The sequence below is a fragment of the Acinetobacter sp. ANC_7504 genome (assembly GCF_056779995.1).
Genome location: NZ_JBWYIZ010000004.1, coordinates 104,290 through 120,489, shown reverse-complemented (window position 1 = coordinate 120,489; position 16,200 = coordinate 104,290). Strand labels below are relative to the sequence as shown.

The following is a 16,200-nucleotide window of genomic DNA, read 5'->3' as shown; positions in this document are numbered from 1 at the left end:
CACAGGAGAGCTTTTCATGAGTGGGAAAATTGATGTGCGCGAAATCGATGCTTTAGTCGATGCACAAAATGGACGTATCACGCCATCTATTTATACAGATCCAGATATCTATGAACTAGAACTTGAACGTGTGTTCGGTCGTACATGGTTATTCCTTTGCCATGAAAGCCAAATTCCAAAGGCTGGTGATTTCTTCAATACCTATATGGGTGAAGATCCGATCATCGTGGTACGTCAAAAAGACGGTTCAATCAAAGCATTGTTAAACCAATGTCGTCACCGTTCAATGCGCGTGAGCTTTGCTGACTGCGGTAACACTCGTGCATTTACATGTCCATACCACGGTTGGTCTTATGGCGTAGACGGCTCTCTTAAAGATATTCCTCTTGAAGATCGTGCATTCCCTCAAGGCGCATGTAAAGAGAAGTGGAGTTTGATCGAAGTAAACCGTGTGAAGTCTTATAAAGGCTTAATCTTCGGTTGTTGGGATGAAACAACTCCAGACCTTGAAGAATACATGGGTGATATCGCTTGGTACTTAGATGGCGTATTAGATCGTCGTCCAGGTGGTACTGAGATCATCGGTGGTGTTCATAAGTGGGAAATCGAATGTAACTGGAAATTTGCGGCTGAACAGTTTGCATCTGACCAATATCATGCATTGTTCTCTCACGCATCTGCGATTCAAGTATTAGGTGCTAAACCTGATGACGAATCTACTAAGAAATTAGGTGCTGCGCAAACTGCACGTCCTGTATGGGAAACTGCGAAAGACGCGATCCAATATGGTTCACGTGGTCACGGTTCAGGCTTCTTCTTTACAGAGAAACCAGATGCAAACGTATGGGTTGATGGTGAAGTAGCAAACTATTTCCGCGAAACTTACGAAGAAGTTAAAGAGCGTCTTGGTGAAATTCGTGCGTTACGTCTTGCTGGTCATAACACTATGTTCCCAACATTGTCTTGGTTAAACGGTACAGCAACACTTCGCGTATGGCACCCACGTGGTCCAAACAAAACTGAAGTATGGGCGTTCTGTATTGCGGATGCTGAAGCATCACAAGAAGTGAAAGAAGCGTTTGAGCGTTCTGCGACACGTGCATTTGGTCCGGCTGGTTTCTTAGAGCAAGATGACTCTGAAAACTGGATCGAGATTCAAAAAGTTTTACGTGGTTATAAAGCGCGTCAAAACAAACTCATTATGGAAATGGGTCTTGGCAACGAGAAAATTCGTGAAGATGGTATCCCTGGTATCACTAACTATATTTTCTCAGAAACTGCGGCACGCGGCATGTACCGTCGTTGGGCAGACTTGCTAATCCATGAAAAATGGGAAGATGTTGAGAAAGCAGCTGACGAATATGAGAAGGAGCTTATGAAATGAGTCAAGTGAGTTTAGAACTTCACCATCAAATTAGCCAATTCCTCTATCGTGAAGCGAAATTGCTTGACGATTGGAAATTCCGCGACTGGTTAGATACGTTAGCTGAAGATATTTCTTACACGCTACGTACAACACCAAATGCTCAAACACGTGACCGTCGTCGTTCAATTGAACCACCTACAACTTGGGTGTTCAATGATACGAAAGATCTTTTAGAGCGTCGTGTTGCTCGTCTTGAAACAGGTATGGCTTGGGCTGAAGAGCCTCCATCACGTACAACTCATATGGTGAGTAACGTGATCGTAGAAACTACTGAAGTGGAAGGCGAATACGATGTATACGTTACATATCTTTTGTACCGTACACAAAAAGAGAAAGATGTCACGATTTACTGTGGTAAACGTCATGACAAGATCCGTAAAGTTGAAGGTGGCCTAGGCTTCCAAATTTTCAACCGTAAGATCACGCTTGATCAAGTTACCTATAACTCTCACAACCTGAGTGTATTCTTCTAATGAATAAGATTTTTGTTTGCCAAGTTGACGAATTAGACGAAGGCGAAGCGTTGAAAGTAGATTGCGGCGTTAACGGTATCGATGCGCTTGCAGTGTTTAACAATGGTGGTGAGTTCTTCGCAATGAATGACCGTTGTTCTCATGGTAATGCTTCAATGTCAGAAGGTTATCTTGAAGACGATGGCACTGTCGAATGCCCATTGCATTCAGCTCGCTTCTGTTTAAAAACCGGTCAAGCATTATGTTTACCAGCGACAGATCCAATTCAAACTTTCCCAGTGATTGTTGAAGATGGTGCGTTATACGTTGAGATGGCAGGAGAGTAATCATGGGTTGGCTTAAAGGCGAAGTTGCACTGATCACAGGTGGTGGTTCTGGTTTAGGTTGGGCTTTAGTTGAACGCTTCCTTGAAGAAGGTGCACACGTTGGTGTGTTACAACGTTCACAATCTAAAGTCGATGCTTTAAAAGAACGCTTTGGTGATCAAATTGTTGCAATCGCTGGTGATGTTGCCAACTATGAAGACAATGTCCGTGCTGTAAAAGCAACTGTTGAGCGTTTTGGTAAGCTTGATTGCTTTATTGGTAATGCAGGAATCTGGGATCACTACGCAGATATCGTCAATACTTCAGGTGAGCAACTTGATAAAGCGTTTGACGAAATCATGGGAATTAATACGAAAGCATTAATTCTAGGTGCTAAAGCTGCACTTGATGAGTTAGTAAAATCTGAAGGTTCGATAATCTTCACACTATCTAACTCAGCATTATATTCTGCGGGTGGTGGTCCAGTTTACACAGCATCTAAGCATGCTGGCGTAGGCATCATGAAGGAATTGGCGTACGAGCTTGCACCCAAAGTTCGTGTGAATGCTGTTGCGCCGTCAGGTATGAATGTAAACATTAAAGGTGCTGCATCATTAGGCCAAGAAAATCTAGGTCTTTTAGATGCGCGTGATCCTGAGAAAATCGCGCGTGGTATGCCGTTGAACTTCTTACCTGAGCCTGAAGAAATGACAGGTTCTTATGTGCTCTTGGCATCTCGTCAAAATAACCGACCTTTAACTGGTGTTCTGATCAATGCAGAATGTGGTTTGGGTATTCGTGGTCTACGTCAACCACGTGCTGGTTTCTTTGACGAATAAAATCTAGTCTAAAAAATGGACTTATCGGCAGCCTGTTCTAAGGCTGCCTTCCTTTTAAGGAGTCTCTCATGGCCGTTAAACTTATTTGTGCTTCGCACAGTCCTTTAATGGAATTTGCTTCACCTCAAGATCAGTCAAAAGAGCAAAAAGTACGTGCTGCTTTTGAACAATTATCTGCTGAAGTAAAAGCTTACGATCCAACACTGATCATTACTTTTGGTCCAGACCATTTTAACGGTTTTTTCTACGACCTTATGCCAAGTTTCTGTGTCGGTATCCGTGCTACGGCTGCTGGTGACTGGGATTACGGTAAAATTGACAATAAAATCGATGTTCCTGAAGACAAGGCTTTGGCACTTGTGCGTCAAGTTCTAGATGAAGGTGTTGATGTTGCATACTCATATCGTATGCAGGCTGACCATGGTGTGACTCAACCATTACACTTCCTTTGTGATGGAAAACTTGATCGTTATAAAACGATTCCAATATTTATTAATGGCGCTGCCGCACCAATGCCAACCACAAAGCGTACCATTGCTTTAGGCCGTGCGGTTGGACAATATATTAAGTCACTTAATCTTGAAAATGAGCGTGTACTTGTATTGGGTACAGGTGGTTTGTCTCATGATCCACCAACACCTCAAATGGGTTCAGTGCCACCAGAAGTTGAAGAGTTTTTAATTGCTGGCCGTAATCCAACTGAAGAAGCACGTAATGCTCGTCAAGCGAAAATTATTGCAGTTGGTCAGAAACTTGCTGCTGGAGATACATCAGTTGCAGTACCGCTGAGCCCTGAGTGGGATATCGCATTGCTTGAGAAATTTAAACAAGCAGATTTTGCTGCAATGGAAGCGATGACTGAGGCAGAAATTCGTGTCGAAGGTGGTCGTGGTGGTCAAGAAGTGCGTTGCTGGATGGCAGCATTTGCTGCACTGAGCGAAGTTGGTGAGTATGAAATGACAACTCACTGCTATGAAGATATTAGTGAGTGGATTGCGGGCTTCGGTATCGTATCTGCGGAATTAAAAGGTTAATCCCATGAGCAATGTAAACAACATCGTCATCGTTGGTGCGGGTCAAGCAGGCGCAAGTGCGATCCTTGAGCTTCGTGCAAACAAATATGAAGGTAAAATCACATTAATTGGTGATGAAACGCATCTTCCTTATGAGCGTCCACCACTGTCTAAAGACGTGATTTTAAAACCTGAAGAAACCAAGATTGAAATTTTATCTGAAGAAAAATTAGCAGATCTTGGTGTGACAGCAATTCGCGGTAATGGTGTCGTGAAAATCAACGCTGAAGCCAAAACTGTCGAACTTCAAAATGGTGATGTTGTTGCTTATGACAAATTGCTGATTGCAACTGGCGGTGCAGCACGTCGTCTTCCAAACTTCGATGCACTTGGCAAACATGTTTACACGCTGCGTAATCTTGAAGATTCACAAGCCCTTGTACCAGTGTTACAAAAAGGTCAACGTATCATCCTGATTGGTGGTGGTGTAATCGGTCTTGAGCTTGCATCATCTGCACGTTTCAAAGAATGTGAAGTCACTGTCATTGAAATGGGACCAATGGTGATGGGGCGTTCATCGCCACGCATCTTGAGTGAATTCTTGCTTGAACAGCAAAAATTGGCAGGTGTGGATGTTCGTCTTTCAACCTCAATTGCAGAGTGCAAGCTTGATGGCGAAGAAATTGTGGTGACTTTAGCTGATGGCGAAGAACTTCGTGCGGATGCTGTGGTTTACGGTATCGGTATTGTGCCAAATGCACAGTTGGCAGTTGATGCTGGTCTTGACGTTGATCTCGCGATCAAAGTAAACGAAAATTGCCAAACCTCGAATGCTGATATTTATGCGGCAGGTGATGTGGCAACTCAACTTCGTGACTGTGGTAACCACCGTCGTGTTGAGACTTGGGAAAATGCCAATCTTCAAGCAGGTATCTTTGCACGCCATGTGATGGGTGTAGAACATCCTACTCCTAATCCAGCATGGTTCTGGACAGATCAGTTGGACATTAACTACCAATTCGTAGGTGATATGGCAGCAGCTGAGTGGTTAGTACGTGGTGAAATCAATCCTGAGCTACGTGCAGAATCTTCATTTGTATTGTTCGGTGTGACTGACGGTATTATTGTTGGTGGTATTACGGTAAATGCGGCTAAAGAAATGCGTCATCTTAAAAAATTGATTAGCAAACAAGCTGCATTTGAAGCAGATAAATATTTAGATCTTAGCCAAGACCTTCGTAAACTTGTGAAGTAAACTTGGTAAGATTGTGCAACAGACCTAGGGTAACTTAGGTCTGTTTTTTATGTGCCTAAGAAAATATTGATTTAATTTTGAGCAAATTATGAATTCTAGTTCCTCAAATATAATGGTCGTTGCGAGTATATATGCCTTATTGGTATTGATATGGGCTGCAACACCACTTGCCATTGTATGGAGTGTTGCAGAAATTCATCCAATGTGGGTGCTCATCATTCGATACTTTGGTGCATCTATAATTGCTTTGGCGTTGCTCAAAATGATGCGTGATCCACTCCCGTTTGATCATGTATCGCTGAAAAGTTATGTAGCTGGTAGCCTAAATTTAATAGGTGCGCAGTTATTTATCTATTTGGCAGCGAATTATTTAACGTCAGGCTTAATGGCACTGATCTTCGGATTTTCGCCATTGATTGCAGGTCTCATTGGACATCTCATTCTAAAAACACATAAGTTGTCTATTTTGCAATGGAGTGGAATGGTCATTGCCGTATTAGGTCTCACATTTGTTTTTGCAGAATCTGCAGATGAGCGAGTCAATCCTTGGGGTGTGGTTTTGATGCTGATCAGTATGGTGTCGTATATCAGTTCGATTTTTTGGGTCAAACAAATTAATGCACCTTTAAGCCCCATGAGTCAGGCGACTGGTTCATTAATCGTTTCAGCTCTAGGATCACTCTTAATCATTCCATTTATTTGGAAACAAATCCCAACCGTGCTACCAAGTACACAAGCGATGGTGGGTTTTTTATTCACAATGATCATGTCATCAATTGTTGCGATGCTGTGCTATTTTTGGTTAATTCGCCGCTTAGCAGCGTCGACAGTGTCTTTGAGTAATGTCATGACGCCAGTCATCGCCCTAGTTTTGGGGGCATCCTTAAATAATGAAATTATTCATAATGACGCCTTGTGGGGGATTGTCGTTGTGATGATGGGGTTGCTGATGTATTTTAATCGAGAGCTCTTGAAACTATTCTTAAAAAAATGAGTGAAAAAAGTGGTTTTAATCACACACGTACAACTACATGAATATATAAGATTCATAATGTTACAAAACTATGCTTTAGCCCAAGCTCGAATTTAGGAATACTGAAAAAGTCAGTTCAAATCAGCAAAAAAAATTGAACATTTTTTGCATAATTTGGACTGTTTTACTTTAGCTCAAGTTCAAACTTATCTAAAATAGAAGTGGTACAGTTTGAAATCTATACAAGTTATCAATTTGTCACATTAATATTTTAGAATCTGCTGGTGAAAACGATAGAAATCTATTTATTTTATTTCAAAATTCGTTATCATCGCGCCCTCTAGTTATAACTCTACACAATAGGCTAACTAGAACTCTATAAAGCACCGAGTCAAAGGACCGCAAGTCACCCGACTTATTTCTATTAACCCATATCAGAGATGGTAATTCGATATGAGCGTTTCTTCTGTAAATCCTGCACCTAATTCTACTAACGAATACTATTTGACTCGCCAAAGTCAGATGGAATCTAATGTTCGTAGCTATCCACGTAAATTGCCGTTAGCGATAGCAAAAGCACAAGGTTGCTGGGTTACTGATGTTGAAGGTACAGAGTACCTCGATTGTTTAGCTGGGGCAGGAACATTGGCTTTGGGCCATAATCATCCTGCGGTCATTCAAAGTATTCAAGACACTTTAGCGAGTGGTCTTCCATTACATACTTTGGATTTAACGACACCTTTAAAAGATGCTTTTACTGAAGCTTTACTTGCTGAATTACCGGGTGGTAAAGAAGAGTACTGCCTACAGTTCTGTGGTCCATCTGGTGCAGATGGTACAGAAGCAGCAATTAAACTTGCAAAAACATATACTGGCCGTGGCACTGTGATCAGCTTCTCTGGTGGCTACCATGGTATGACTCACGGCTCATTAGCAATGACAGGTAATTTGTCTGCTAAAAACGCTGTTAATGGTTTAATGCCAGGCGTTCAATTCATGCCGTATCCACATGAATACCGTTGCCCACTAGGTTTAGGCGGTGAAGCGGGTGTTGACGCGCTTACTTATTTCTTTGAAAACTTCATCGAAGATGTTGAAAGCGGTGTGACTAAGCCTGCTGCAGTTATCCTTGAAGCGATTCAAGGCGAGGGCGGTGTGGTTACAGCACCTGTGAAATGGTTGAAAAAAATTCGTGAAGTGACTGAAAAGCACAACATCGTTTTAATTCTTGATGAAGTACAAGCTGGTTTCGCGCGTTCAGGAAAAATGTTTGCCTTTGAACATGCGGGTATCGAACCTGATGTTGTAGTGATGTCGAAAGCAGTAGGTGGAAGCTTACCACTTGCAGTACTTGGTATTAAGCGTAAGTTTGATGCTTGGCAGCCTGCAGGTCACACGGGTACTTTCCGTGGTAACCAATTGGCTATGGGTACTGGTCTTGCTACGATCAAAACGATTAAAGAGCAAAATCTTGCGCAAAACGCACAAGAGCGCGGTGATTTCCTTCAAGCTGAATTGAAGAAATTAGCTGTAGAATTCCCATGTATCGGTAATGTACGTGGCCGCGGTTTAATGATCGGTATCGAAATCGTTGATGAGCGTAAACCTGCTGACCATATGGGTTCACTTCCTGCAGATGGTCAATTGGCTGCTGCAATCCAAGCAGCGTGTTTCAACAACAAATTGTTGTTAGAAAAGGGTGGGCGTAACGGTACAGTGATTCGTCTACTTTGCCCATTAATTATTAACCAAGCTGAATGTGAAGAAGTAATTGTGCGCTTTAAGAAAGCAATTTCTGAAGCATTAGTTGCGGTACGAGGCGCTTAATTCATGGTAGATTTTGCAGAACACCGTAAAGCTTTGCTCTGTAATGATGCTGCATCCATTGCTGACTATACGTCAGCAATGGATCAGGCAACTCAAGCAGTAGCAGCTTGGTTACAAAATGACAAAATGTACACAGGCGGTAGCATTAAAGAGCTACGCAGTGCAATTGCATTTAATCCTTCTAAAGAAGGATTGGGTGTGGAAAAGTCATTAGAGCGTATGGTTGAGCTATTCCTCAATAAGAGCTTAAAAGTACATCATCCTCATTCTTTAGCGCATTTGCATTGTCCTACTATGGTGACTAGCCAAATCGCAGAAGTACTCATTAACGCAACTAACCAATCGATGGACTCATGGGATCAAAGCCCTGCAGGTTCATTGATGGAAGTTCAGTTGATCGATTGGCTTCGTCAAAAAGTTGGTTATGGTGCAGGTCAAGCAGGTGTGTTCACCTCTGGCGGTACGCAGTCAAACTTGATGGGTGTATTGCTTGCACGTGATGCATGTATCGCGAAAAACTGGAAAGACGAAAACGGCAATCCGTGGTCTGTTCAGCGTGATGGTGTACCTGCGGAAGCGATGCGAAACGTTAAAGTCATTTGTTCTGAAAATGCTCACTTCTCTGTGCAAAAGAACATGGCGATGATGGGAATGGGCTTCCAATCTGTAGTGACTGTGCCTGTCGACGAAAATGCGCGTATGGACATGGATGCACTAGAGAAAACCATGGCACACCTTCAAAATGAAGGCAAAATTGTGGCATGTGTGGTTGCAACTGCAGGTACTACCGATGCGGGTGCAATTGATCCTTTAAAGAAAGTCCGTGAAATCACCAACAAGTACGGCGCGTGGATGCATATCGATGCAGCATGGGGCGGTGCTTTAATCCTATCTAATAATCACCGTGATTTGTTAGATGGTATCGAGCTTTCTGATTCAATCACACTTGATTTCCATAAGCATTACTTCCAAACGATTTCTTGTGGTGCATTCTTACTTAAAGATGAAGCGAACTATCGCTTTATGCATTATGAAGCGGAATACTTAAACTCTGCTTATGATGAAGAGCATGGTGTACCAAACTTAGTGTCTAAATCGCTACAAACAACACGTCGTTTTGATGCGTTGAAATTGTGGATGACGATTGAAGCACTCGGTGAAGAGCTTTACGGCTCTATGATTGACCATGGTGTTACTTTAACGCGTGATGTTGCAGATTATATTAAAGCAACAGATGGTTTAGAGTTATTGGTTGAGCCACAATTTGCATCAGTCTTATTCCGTGTAGTTCCTGAAGGTTACCCAACAGAATTACTCGATACACTGAACCAAAACGTTGCGGATGAATTGTTTGCAAGTGGTGAAGCGAATATTGGTGTGACTAAAGTCGGTCAGGTTCAATCATTGAAAATGACAACTTTAAGTCCAGTAGCAACTTTAGACAATGTGAAGAACTTGCTTGCGCTTGTACTGGCTGAGTCTGATCGCATCAAAGCTTCAATTGCTGATGGTACATATACGCCACCAATCGATTAATAGATTGTTTTTTGAAAAAAGCGCTCAATTGAGCGCTTTTTTGATATTCAAAATTCATAACTTTGACATATTTTTAGATCATGATTGAAGAAATCTTTATGCGGAATTAGGGGGGATAATTATTAAAGAATAAGTAGGTAATAAAAATATCAGTATTTAACCGTAATTATTATAAATCGTTGAAATATAATTAAAAAATAAATAAGCAGGTTGGTGTAATAAAAATAATAAAATCGTAATAAAGCTGTAACCTTATTGTCATATTATCAAATCAAAATGCATGTATCGAAATAAGTACAATACTTCAATAAAAAGTAGCGTACTCCAAATTTGCATAAATTGAGAGATAACATGATGCGCTTTACAAATATTGCAATTGCATTAGCACTTTCTGGGGCAGCTGTAGCAACAACCGCAAATGCAGCACGTGACACAATTCAAATTGCGGGTTCTTCTACAGTATTGCCATATGCAAGTATTGTGGCTGAAGAATTCGGTAATAACTTCCCTCAATTTAAAACACCAGTAGTTGGTTCAGGCGGTTCGTCGGGTGGTTTAAAACAATTTTGTAATGGTGTTGGCGACAATACGATCGATATTGCTAACTCATCTCGTGCAATTAAATCGAGCGAATTGGCTGAATGTAAGAAAAATGGCGTTAACCAAGTATTAGAAATTAAAATCGGTTACGACGGTATCGTATTTGCTTCAAATGCTAACAAAGCAGCTTATAAATTACGTCCACAACATGTATTTGCAGCTTTGGCAGCTGAATTGCCTTCAAACGGTAAAATGGTAAAAAACCCATATACGCGTTGGAATCAAATTGATAAATCATTACCAAATGAGCCAATCACGCTTGTAATCCCAGCTTCGAATCATGGTACACGTGAAGTCTTCCAGGAGAAAATGGTGGACGCTGGTTGTGAATCGTATGCTGCTATTAAAGCTTTAGATAAAGATGCCAAAAAGAAAGCTTGCACAACGTTCCGTAAAGATGGTCGTGTTGTGGAAATTGCGGGTGACTATACAGAAACACTTGCACGCTTAAAAACTTCTCCAAGTGCTGTTGGTGTGTTTGGTTTAGGTTTCTATGATCAAAACCGTGACCGTTTACGCGTTGCAACTGTGAACAATGTGGCACCGTCTGAAAACACGATTTTAAATGGTTCTTACCCTGTATCACGCCCATTATTCTTCTATGTAAAAGGTGAACACTTGAAATCAATCAAAGGTTTACCACAGTTTACTGAATATTTCTTAAACAAGCGTGTTTCAGGTAAAGGTTCTAAGTTAGAAAAAGCGGGCTTAATTTCACTCTCTGACAAAGAGCGCGCATCAATTTTGGCAAACTTTAAAGCAGGTAAAGCTGTTAAGTAATCAAACGACAAACTAATGGCAGGAATTATCCTGCCATTGGTTTTTTCATTGAAAAAAGTTTTTTCAAACCATGAAAATTGAAAAGACAGTGGAGAATACATGAATCTGCTACTTATAGGTGTGTTACTGGCGATCATCGCCATTGCCTATCAAATCGGATTACGCAAAAGCCGTAACTTAGCAGGTCAGGGAAATAACTCTGCCGCTTTGCATTCACGTCCTGGTTACTATGGGGCATTAGTTGCGTTGTGGTGTGGTATCCCTGCATTTTTAATTTTGATTGTTTGGAACTTGGTTGAGCCAACGATCTTGGAGCAGGTGGTGCTTAATCATTTGCCACAGGATATTAAAGCAAGTCTAGATCCAGCAAGCCTAAACGTAGTTGTTGACCGTGTTCAAGCGATTGCATCCGGATTTGGTGTCAGTGATACAGCAACGTCCTATGAAGTTGCAGCTGCAGAGCAACTGAGTAAATTTTCAACTATTGGCTCTTTTGCAAAATTAGCAGTTGTCATTTGCGCTGCATTGGCAGGTTTAGTATGGGCAAAAAAAAGAATTAGCCAAGATTTTAGAGCGCGTAATCAGGTCGAGAAAGTCATCAATGTTGGCTTAGCTTTATGTTCTGGTGTCGCAATTCTTACAACACTTGGAATTGTAATGTCGATGTTTGGAGAAGCGATGCGCTTCTTCAGCTTTGTTAATCCTTTTGATTTCTTCTTTGGAACAGAGTGGAACCCGGGTTTCAGTACTTCGGGAAGTGCAGAAGGAAGCTATGGTTTACTTCCATTGTTGTGGGGTACGCTCATGGTCAGTGGGATCGCACTATTGGTTGCTGTACCAGTAGGTTTAATGATCGCGATTTATTTGGCTGAATATGCTTCTCCTCGCTTCCGTTCTTGGGCAAAACCGACCATTGAAGTTTTAGCTGGTATTCCAACGATCGTTTATGGTGTATTTGCACTCATAATTATTGGCCCATTTATTAAAACTGTAGGGGCAATGGTTGGAATTGATATCAACGCAACGAGTGCGCTCACTGCAGGTTTTGTCATGGGAATCATGATCATTCCTTTTGTGTCTTCTTTATCTGATGACATTATTACTCAAGTGCCTCGAGCATTACGTGATGGATCTTTAGGATTAGGGGCGACCAAATCTGAAACGATTCGTAAAGTGGTCATTCCAGCAGCGTTGCCTGGCATTATTGGTGCATTTTTATTGGCTGCTTCCCGTGCAATTGGCGAAACTATGATCGTAGTTCTAGCAGCTGGTAACAGTCCTCTTTTACACGCAAATCCATTAGAAGCTGTTTCGACCGTAACGATTACGATTGTTAATCAATTAACAGGTGATACTGACTTTGCAAGTCCGCAAGCATTAGTCGCTTTCGCACTAGGACTTACATTGTTTGTGATTACTTTAGGTTTGAACATTGTTGCACTTTACATCGTGCGTAAATACCGTGAGCAATACGACTAATGAGTACTTCTAATCCTAATACTCTCGAGACAGTTGATTCAGCAACAGCTGAGCAGCTTAGAGAAAAGCGTAAGAAGACTATTCAGAATTCTTTAGCTAAACGTCATCGTAAAGAAAAGACGTTCCGTTTCTTCGGTTTTTCAGCAGTGATTGCTGGCTTATTCTTCGTAGTATTGCTATTCGGTAGTATTTTAGCGAAAGGCTTGCCTGCTTTTTGGCAAAGTAGCATGAATTTGCCAATCTATTTCGATCCAAAAATTATTGAAGTTGGTCCAAAACCTGTACTGGCTGAAGGTGAGAATCCAGCTCAGTATGAAGAACGCTTTATTGAGTGGCAGACTGAAGTTGGCATGGTGGATTGGGATGCATTGATCATCAATGCAATGATCAAACAAGATCCTCAACTTGAAGCACAACGTGATGATTTAAGCTATATCTATACGAGCTCTGAAGCATATCGTATCCGTGATATGGTGATGAATGATCCAAGCTTGGTTGGTAAAACAGTCGATGTAAAAGTCCTTGCTGATGCAAATATTGATGTGTGGCTTGCAGGTAATATTGATCGTTCTTTGCCAGATGAACAGCAACAACTTAGTCCTGAGATTCGTCAAATTGCTGATGAACTCAAGGCTAAAGGTGTCATCGAAAATTCATTTAACACGAATATTTTCACGAGTCCTGACTCTCGTAGTTCACCAGCGACATCTGGTTTAGCTGGTGCATTCATGGGCTCATTGTTTATGATGTTGATTGTAATCTTTATTTCGATTCCAATCGGCGTTGCATCTGCGATCTATCTTGAAGAGTTCGCACCAAAGAACTGGATTACAGATATTGTAGAAGTCAACATCAATAATTTGGCTGCTGTTCCATCGATTGTATTTGGTTTGCTTGGTGCTGCAATTTTTATTGGTTGGATGCATTTACCATTATCTGCCCCTTTGGTGGGTGGTCTTGTGTTAAGTTTAATGACATTGCCAACGGTGATTATTACGACACGGGCTTCTTTAAAAGCCGTTCCACCTTCGATTCGCCAAGCTGCATTAGGATTGGGTGCATCAAGACTGCAAACTGTTTTTCATCACGTTCTACCTTTGGCATTACCAGGTATTTTAACAGGTGCAATTATTGGTGTGGCTCAAGCATTGGGTGAGACTGCGCCGTTGTTGTTGATTGGTATGAGTGCTTTTGTAGCCAGTGTTCCAGCAAGTCCATTTGATCAATCTACAGCGCTGCCTGTACAGATTTTCTTGTGGCAGGGTAATGAACTTCGTAACTTCTTTGAAGGTCGTACTGCTGCAGCCATTATTGTTCTCCTTGCGATGATGATTAGCTTAAATAGTTTAGCGATCTGGTTACGTAAGAAATTTGAAGTCCGTTGGTAGTCGGAGCAAAATATGAATACAGTAACTTCGCAAGTAACTCAAAATTCCTTAAAAAAGGATCAATCAGTGAATTCAGATCAAACACAATTTACATCTCAAGATGCAAATCAAAAAACGTCAACTTCGTTTGTTTCACAATTTGACACGCAAAGCGAAAATAAAAAAGAAGCAAAATCGGATGTTGTAAAACTGAGTACAACTGATGTTCATGTTTATTATGGTGAATCTGAAGCGATTAAAGGCATTGATCTTAATATTTACCAAAATGAAGTGATTGCTTTTATTGGTCCATCTGGATGTGGTAAGTCAACATTCCTACGTACTTTAAATCGTATGAACGACACGATAGATAGTTGTCGGGTAACGGGTAAAGTCATGTTGGATAATCAAGACATTTATGATCCTAATCTCGACGTAGTACTACTTCGTGCGCAAGTGGGTATGGTGTTCCAAAAGCCAAACCCATTCCCAAAATCAATTTTTGAAAACGTTGCATACGGACCTAAACTCCATGGTTTAGCACGTGACAAATATGATTTAGAAGAGATCGTTGAAAATAGTTTACGTAAAGCGGGCTTGTGGGATGAAGTTAAGGATCGTTTGAATCAGCCTGGAACTGGTTTATCAGGCGGTCAACAGCAACGTCTATGTATTGCTCGAACTATTGCAGTTTCGCCAGAAGTGATTTTAATGGACGAACCTTGTTCAGCACTTGACCCAATTGCTACGGCTAAAGTTGAAGAGTTAATCGCTGAGCTTTCAACACAATATACTATTGCAATCGTTACGCACTCAATGCAACAAGCTGCACGTGTATCAGACCGTACTGCCTATTTCCATTTAGGTGATTTGATTGAAGTGAATTCGACAGAAAAAGTATTTACTCAACCTGATCATCAATTGACTGAGGCATATATTACGGGTCGATTTGGTTAATTAAAAATTTAGAAACATAAATAAAAAGAGTCTTCGGGCTCTTTTTTTATTACAAAAATCTGTGGATGGAATAAGGTTTTTCTCTAAAATGGAATTCTTAATAAACTGATATCCACATGACAATGAAAAAAATACTTTGTTTAACAGCATTAATGACCAGTATTTTTATGTTGAGTGCTTGCTCACATACACCAAATCAAAATCAACAAGTAACCACGCAAATCAATACTTCGAATTTGATCGAACAACGTCTCATGAGTCATCTTAGTGCCTTAGAAGATATTGCAGCAGCTCATGGCGGTAATCGCGCAGTTGGAACGGATGGTGGTAAGGCAACTGCAACCTATATTATTGAAGAGGCAAAAAAAGCTGGTTTGCACGCTCAGATGTTGCCGTTTGAAAATCGTAATAAGCTCGTAGGTCAGAATATTATTATCGAAATCAAAGGTAAAAATCCTGATTTAGCTACGATAATCGGTGCACATTATGATTCTGTGACCACAGGGCCTGGGATCAATGATAATGGTACAGGTGTAGCCGTTCTATTAGAGCTATTACAACATTATTCAAAATCTGAAAATCATCCTCAAAATACAATTTACCTTGCATTTTGGGATTCTGAAGAAGATGGTATCGGAGGTTCGCAAGATTTTGTTGCTAAAATGACACCTGAACAGCTGAAGGGAATAAAGGCTTATATCAATGTTGATATGGTCGGTACAAAAAATCCGAATATTTTGGTTGCTGATGTAGATAAATCTTCATTAAAAGATTTAGAAGCCCAGTTTAAGTCTGCTGGATTATCTGAATCTGACTATAAACCAATGATTGATGGCTTAAAGTCTTTACCTAGTCATCCAGAAGATACTGCGCTTGAAGAACATTTAAAATCATTCTTTAAAGCAAAGAACTTAACGATCAAAGAAGACATCACCACTTTAACAGCAAGCGACACATCACCATTTCTAGGAAAAGTGCCGGTCACATCGATCATTTTATTTAATGAACAAGAACGTCCAGGTGCAAACGAGGGGGAGATAATTTTAGATTTTGCGCCATGTTATCACCAAGCTTGTGATACCAAGGATTTAGTTGATCCAAAATCTATGATTATGGCTCTAGAGGCGATTCAACATCTGTTAAAAGTCACCAACACTCAATAGTTGAGATGACTGAAGAATTATTTAGGCGTATCTCATTTGAATTGCATCATAGGGTGCAATTCAATTTTTTTTACTGAATAAAAAAGATTTATTCGTAAACTCGATCGAAAATATGTCTTAAAGCAGTTTTGCTATCTAGCTGAATTTTGCAATACACAGTAGAATATGCGCTCTCTTCAAGTCACATTGTGGCATGGTTCAAAAGAC

General features: G+C 40.8%; 14 protein-coding genes. All 14 read left to right on the top strand.

Annotated elements, in window-relative coordinates:
• The first annotated feature begins 16 nt into the window (after window positions 1–16).
• On the top strand, window positions 17–1,384 hold the full coding sequence (gene hcaE, locus AC1M9F_RS06820) for a 3-phenylpropionate/cinnamic acid dioxygenase subunit alpha (RefSeq protein ID WP_092767097.1): 1,368 nt from the start codon (window positions 17–19) through the stop codon (window positions 1,382–1,384).
• Window positions 1,381–1,899, top strand: coding sequence for a 3-phenylpropionate/cinnamic acid dioxygenase subunit beta (gene hcaF / locus AC1M9F_RS06815; protein ID WP_481597383.1), 519 nt, complete (start codon window positions 1,381–1,383; stop codon window positions 1,897–1,899). The genes hcaE and hcaF overlap by 4 nt, the downstream gene beginning before the upstream one ends.
• On the top strand, window positions 1,899–2,225 hold the full coding sequence (gene hcaC / locus AC1M9F_RS06810) for a 3-phenylpropionate/cinnamic acid dioxygenase ferredoxin subunit (RefSeq protein ID WP_005181999.1): 327 nt from the start codon (window positions 1,899–1,901) through the stop codon (window positions 2,223–2,225). Before hcaF ends, hcaC begins: the two co-directional genes overlap by 1 nt.
• 2 nt (window positions 2,226–2,227) lie before the next feature.
• Entirely contained in the window at window positions 2,228–3,043 is an 816-nt protein-coding gene (gene hcaB / locus AC1M9F_RS06805) for a 3-phenylpropionate-dihydrodiol/cinnamic acid-dihydrodiol dehydrogenase (protein ID WP_035267124.1), read from the top strand.
• A 68-nt stretch (window positions 3,044–3,111) separates the two neighbouring features.
• Window positions 3,112–4,077, top strand: coding sequence for a 3-carboxyethylcatechol 2,3-dioxygenase (locus AC1M9F_RS06800; RefSeq protein WP_481591390.1), 966 nt, complete (start codon window positions 3,112–3,114; stop codon window positions 4,075–4,077).
• A gap of 4 nt (window positions 4,078–4,081) precedes the next feature.
• Window positions 4,082–5,311, top strand: coding sequence for a 3-phenylpropionate/cinnamic acid dioxygenase ferredoxin--NAD(+) reductase subunit (hcaD, locus tag AC1M9F_RS06795; protein ID WP_481589006.1), 1,230 nt, complete (start codon window positions 4,082–4,084; stop codon window positions 5,309–5,311).
• An 88-nt stretch (window positions 5,312–5,399) separates the two neighbouring features.
• A complete protein-coding gene (locus AC1M9F_RS06790) occupies window positions 5,400–6,305 on the top strand; it encodes a DMT family transporter (RefSeq protein ID WP_481595948.1) in 906 nt (301 codons plus the stop codon).
• A 432-nt stretch (window positions 6,306–6,737) separates the two neighbouring features.
• Window positions 6,738–8,111: a diaminobutyrate--2-oxoglutarate transaminase gene (locus AC1M9F_RS06785; protein WP_481591392.1), complete on the top strand. Its 1,374-nt coding sequence runs from the start codon at window positions 6,738–6,740 to the stop codon at window positions 8,109–8,111.
• 3 nt (window positions 8,112–8,114) lie between these two features.
• Window positions 8,115–9,647 (top strand): pyridoxal phosphate-dependent decarboxylase family protein, encoded by a 1,533-nt coding sequence (locus AC1M9F_RS06780; protein WP_481597382.1) that lies wholly within the window; start codon window positions 8,115–8,117, stop codon window positions 9,645–9,647.
• Between the two features lie 354 nt (window positions 9,648–10,001).
• Window positions 10,002–11,027 (top strand): substrate-binding domain-containing protein, encoded by a 1,026-nt coding sequence (locus AC1M9F_RS06775; protein ID WP_179997953.1) that lies wholly within the window; start codon window positions 10,002–10,004, stop codon window positions 11,025–11,027.
• Window positions 11,028–11,126: 99 nt separating this feature from the next.
• The gene (gene pstC, locus AC1M9F_RS06770; RefSeq protein ID WP_481597381.1) at window positions 11,127–12,506 is read left to right on the top strand and encodes a phosphate ABC transporter permease subunit PstC; all 1,380 of its coding nucleotides are present in this window, start codon (window positions 11,127–11,129) and stop codon (window positions 12,504–12,506) included.
• A complete protein-coding gene (gene pstA, locus AC1M9F_RS06765) occupies window positions 12,506–13,894 on the top strand; it encodes a phosphate ABC transporter permease PstA (RefSeq protein ID WP_481591394.1) in 1,389 nt (462 codons plus the stop codon). Before pstC ends, pstA begins: the two co-directional genes overlap by 1 nt.
• A gap of 12 nt (window positions 13,895–13,906) precedes the next feature.
• Window positions 13,907–14,830: a phosphate ABC transporter ATP-binding protein PstB gene (pstB, locus tag AC1M9F_RS06760; protein WP_035267112.1), complete on the top strand. Its 924-nt coding sequence runs from the start codon at window positions 13,907–13,909 to the stop codon at window positions 14,828–14,830.
• A 116-nt stretch (window positions 14,831–14,946) separates the two neighbouring features.
• Window positions 14,947–15,993, top strand: a complete 1,047-nt coding sequence (locus tag AC1M9F_RS06755) for a M20/M25/M40 family metallo-hydrolase (protein WP_481586385.1) — start codon at window positions 14,947–14,949, stop codon at window positions 15,991–15,993.
• Window positions 15,994–16,200: the final 207 nt, after the last annotated feature.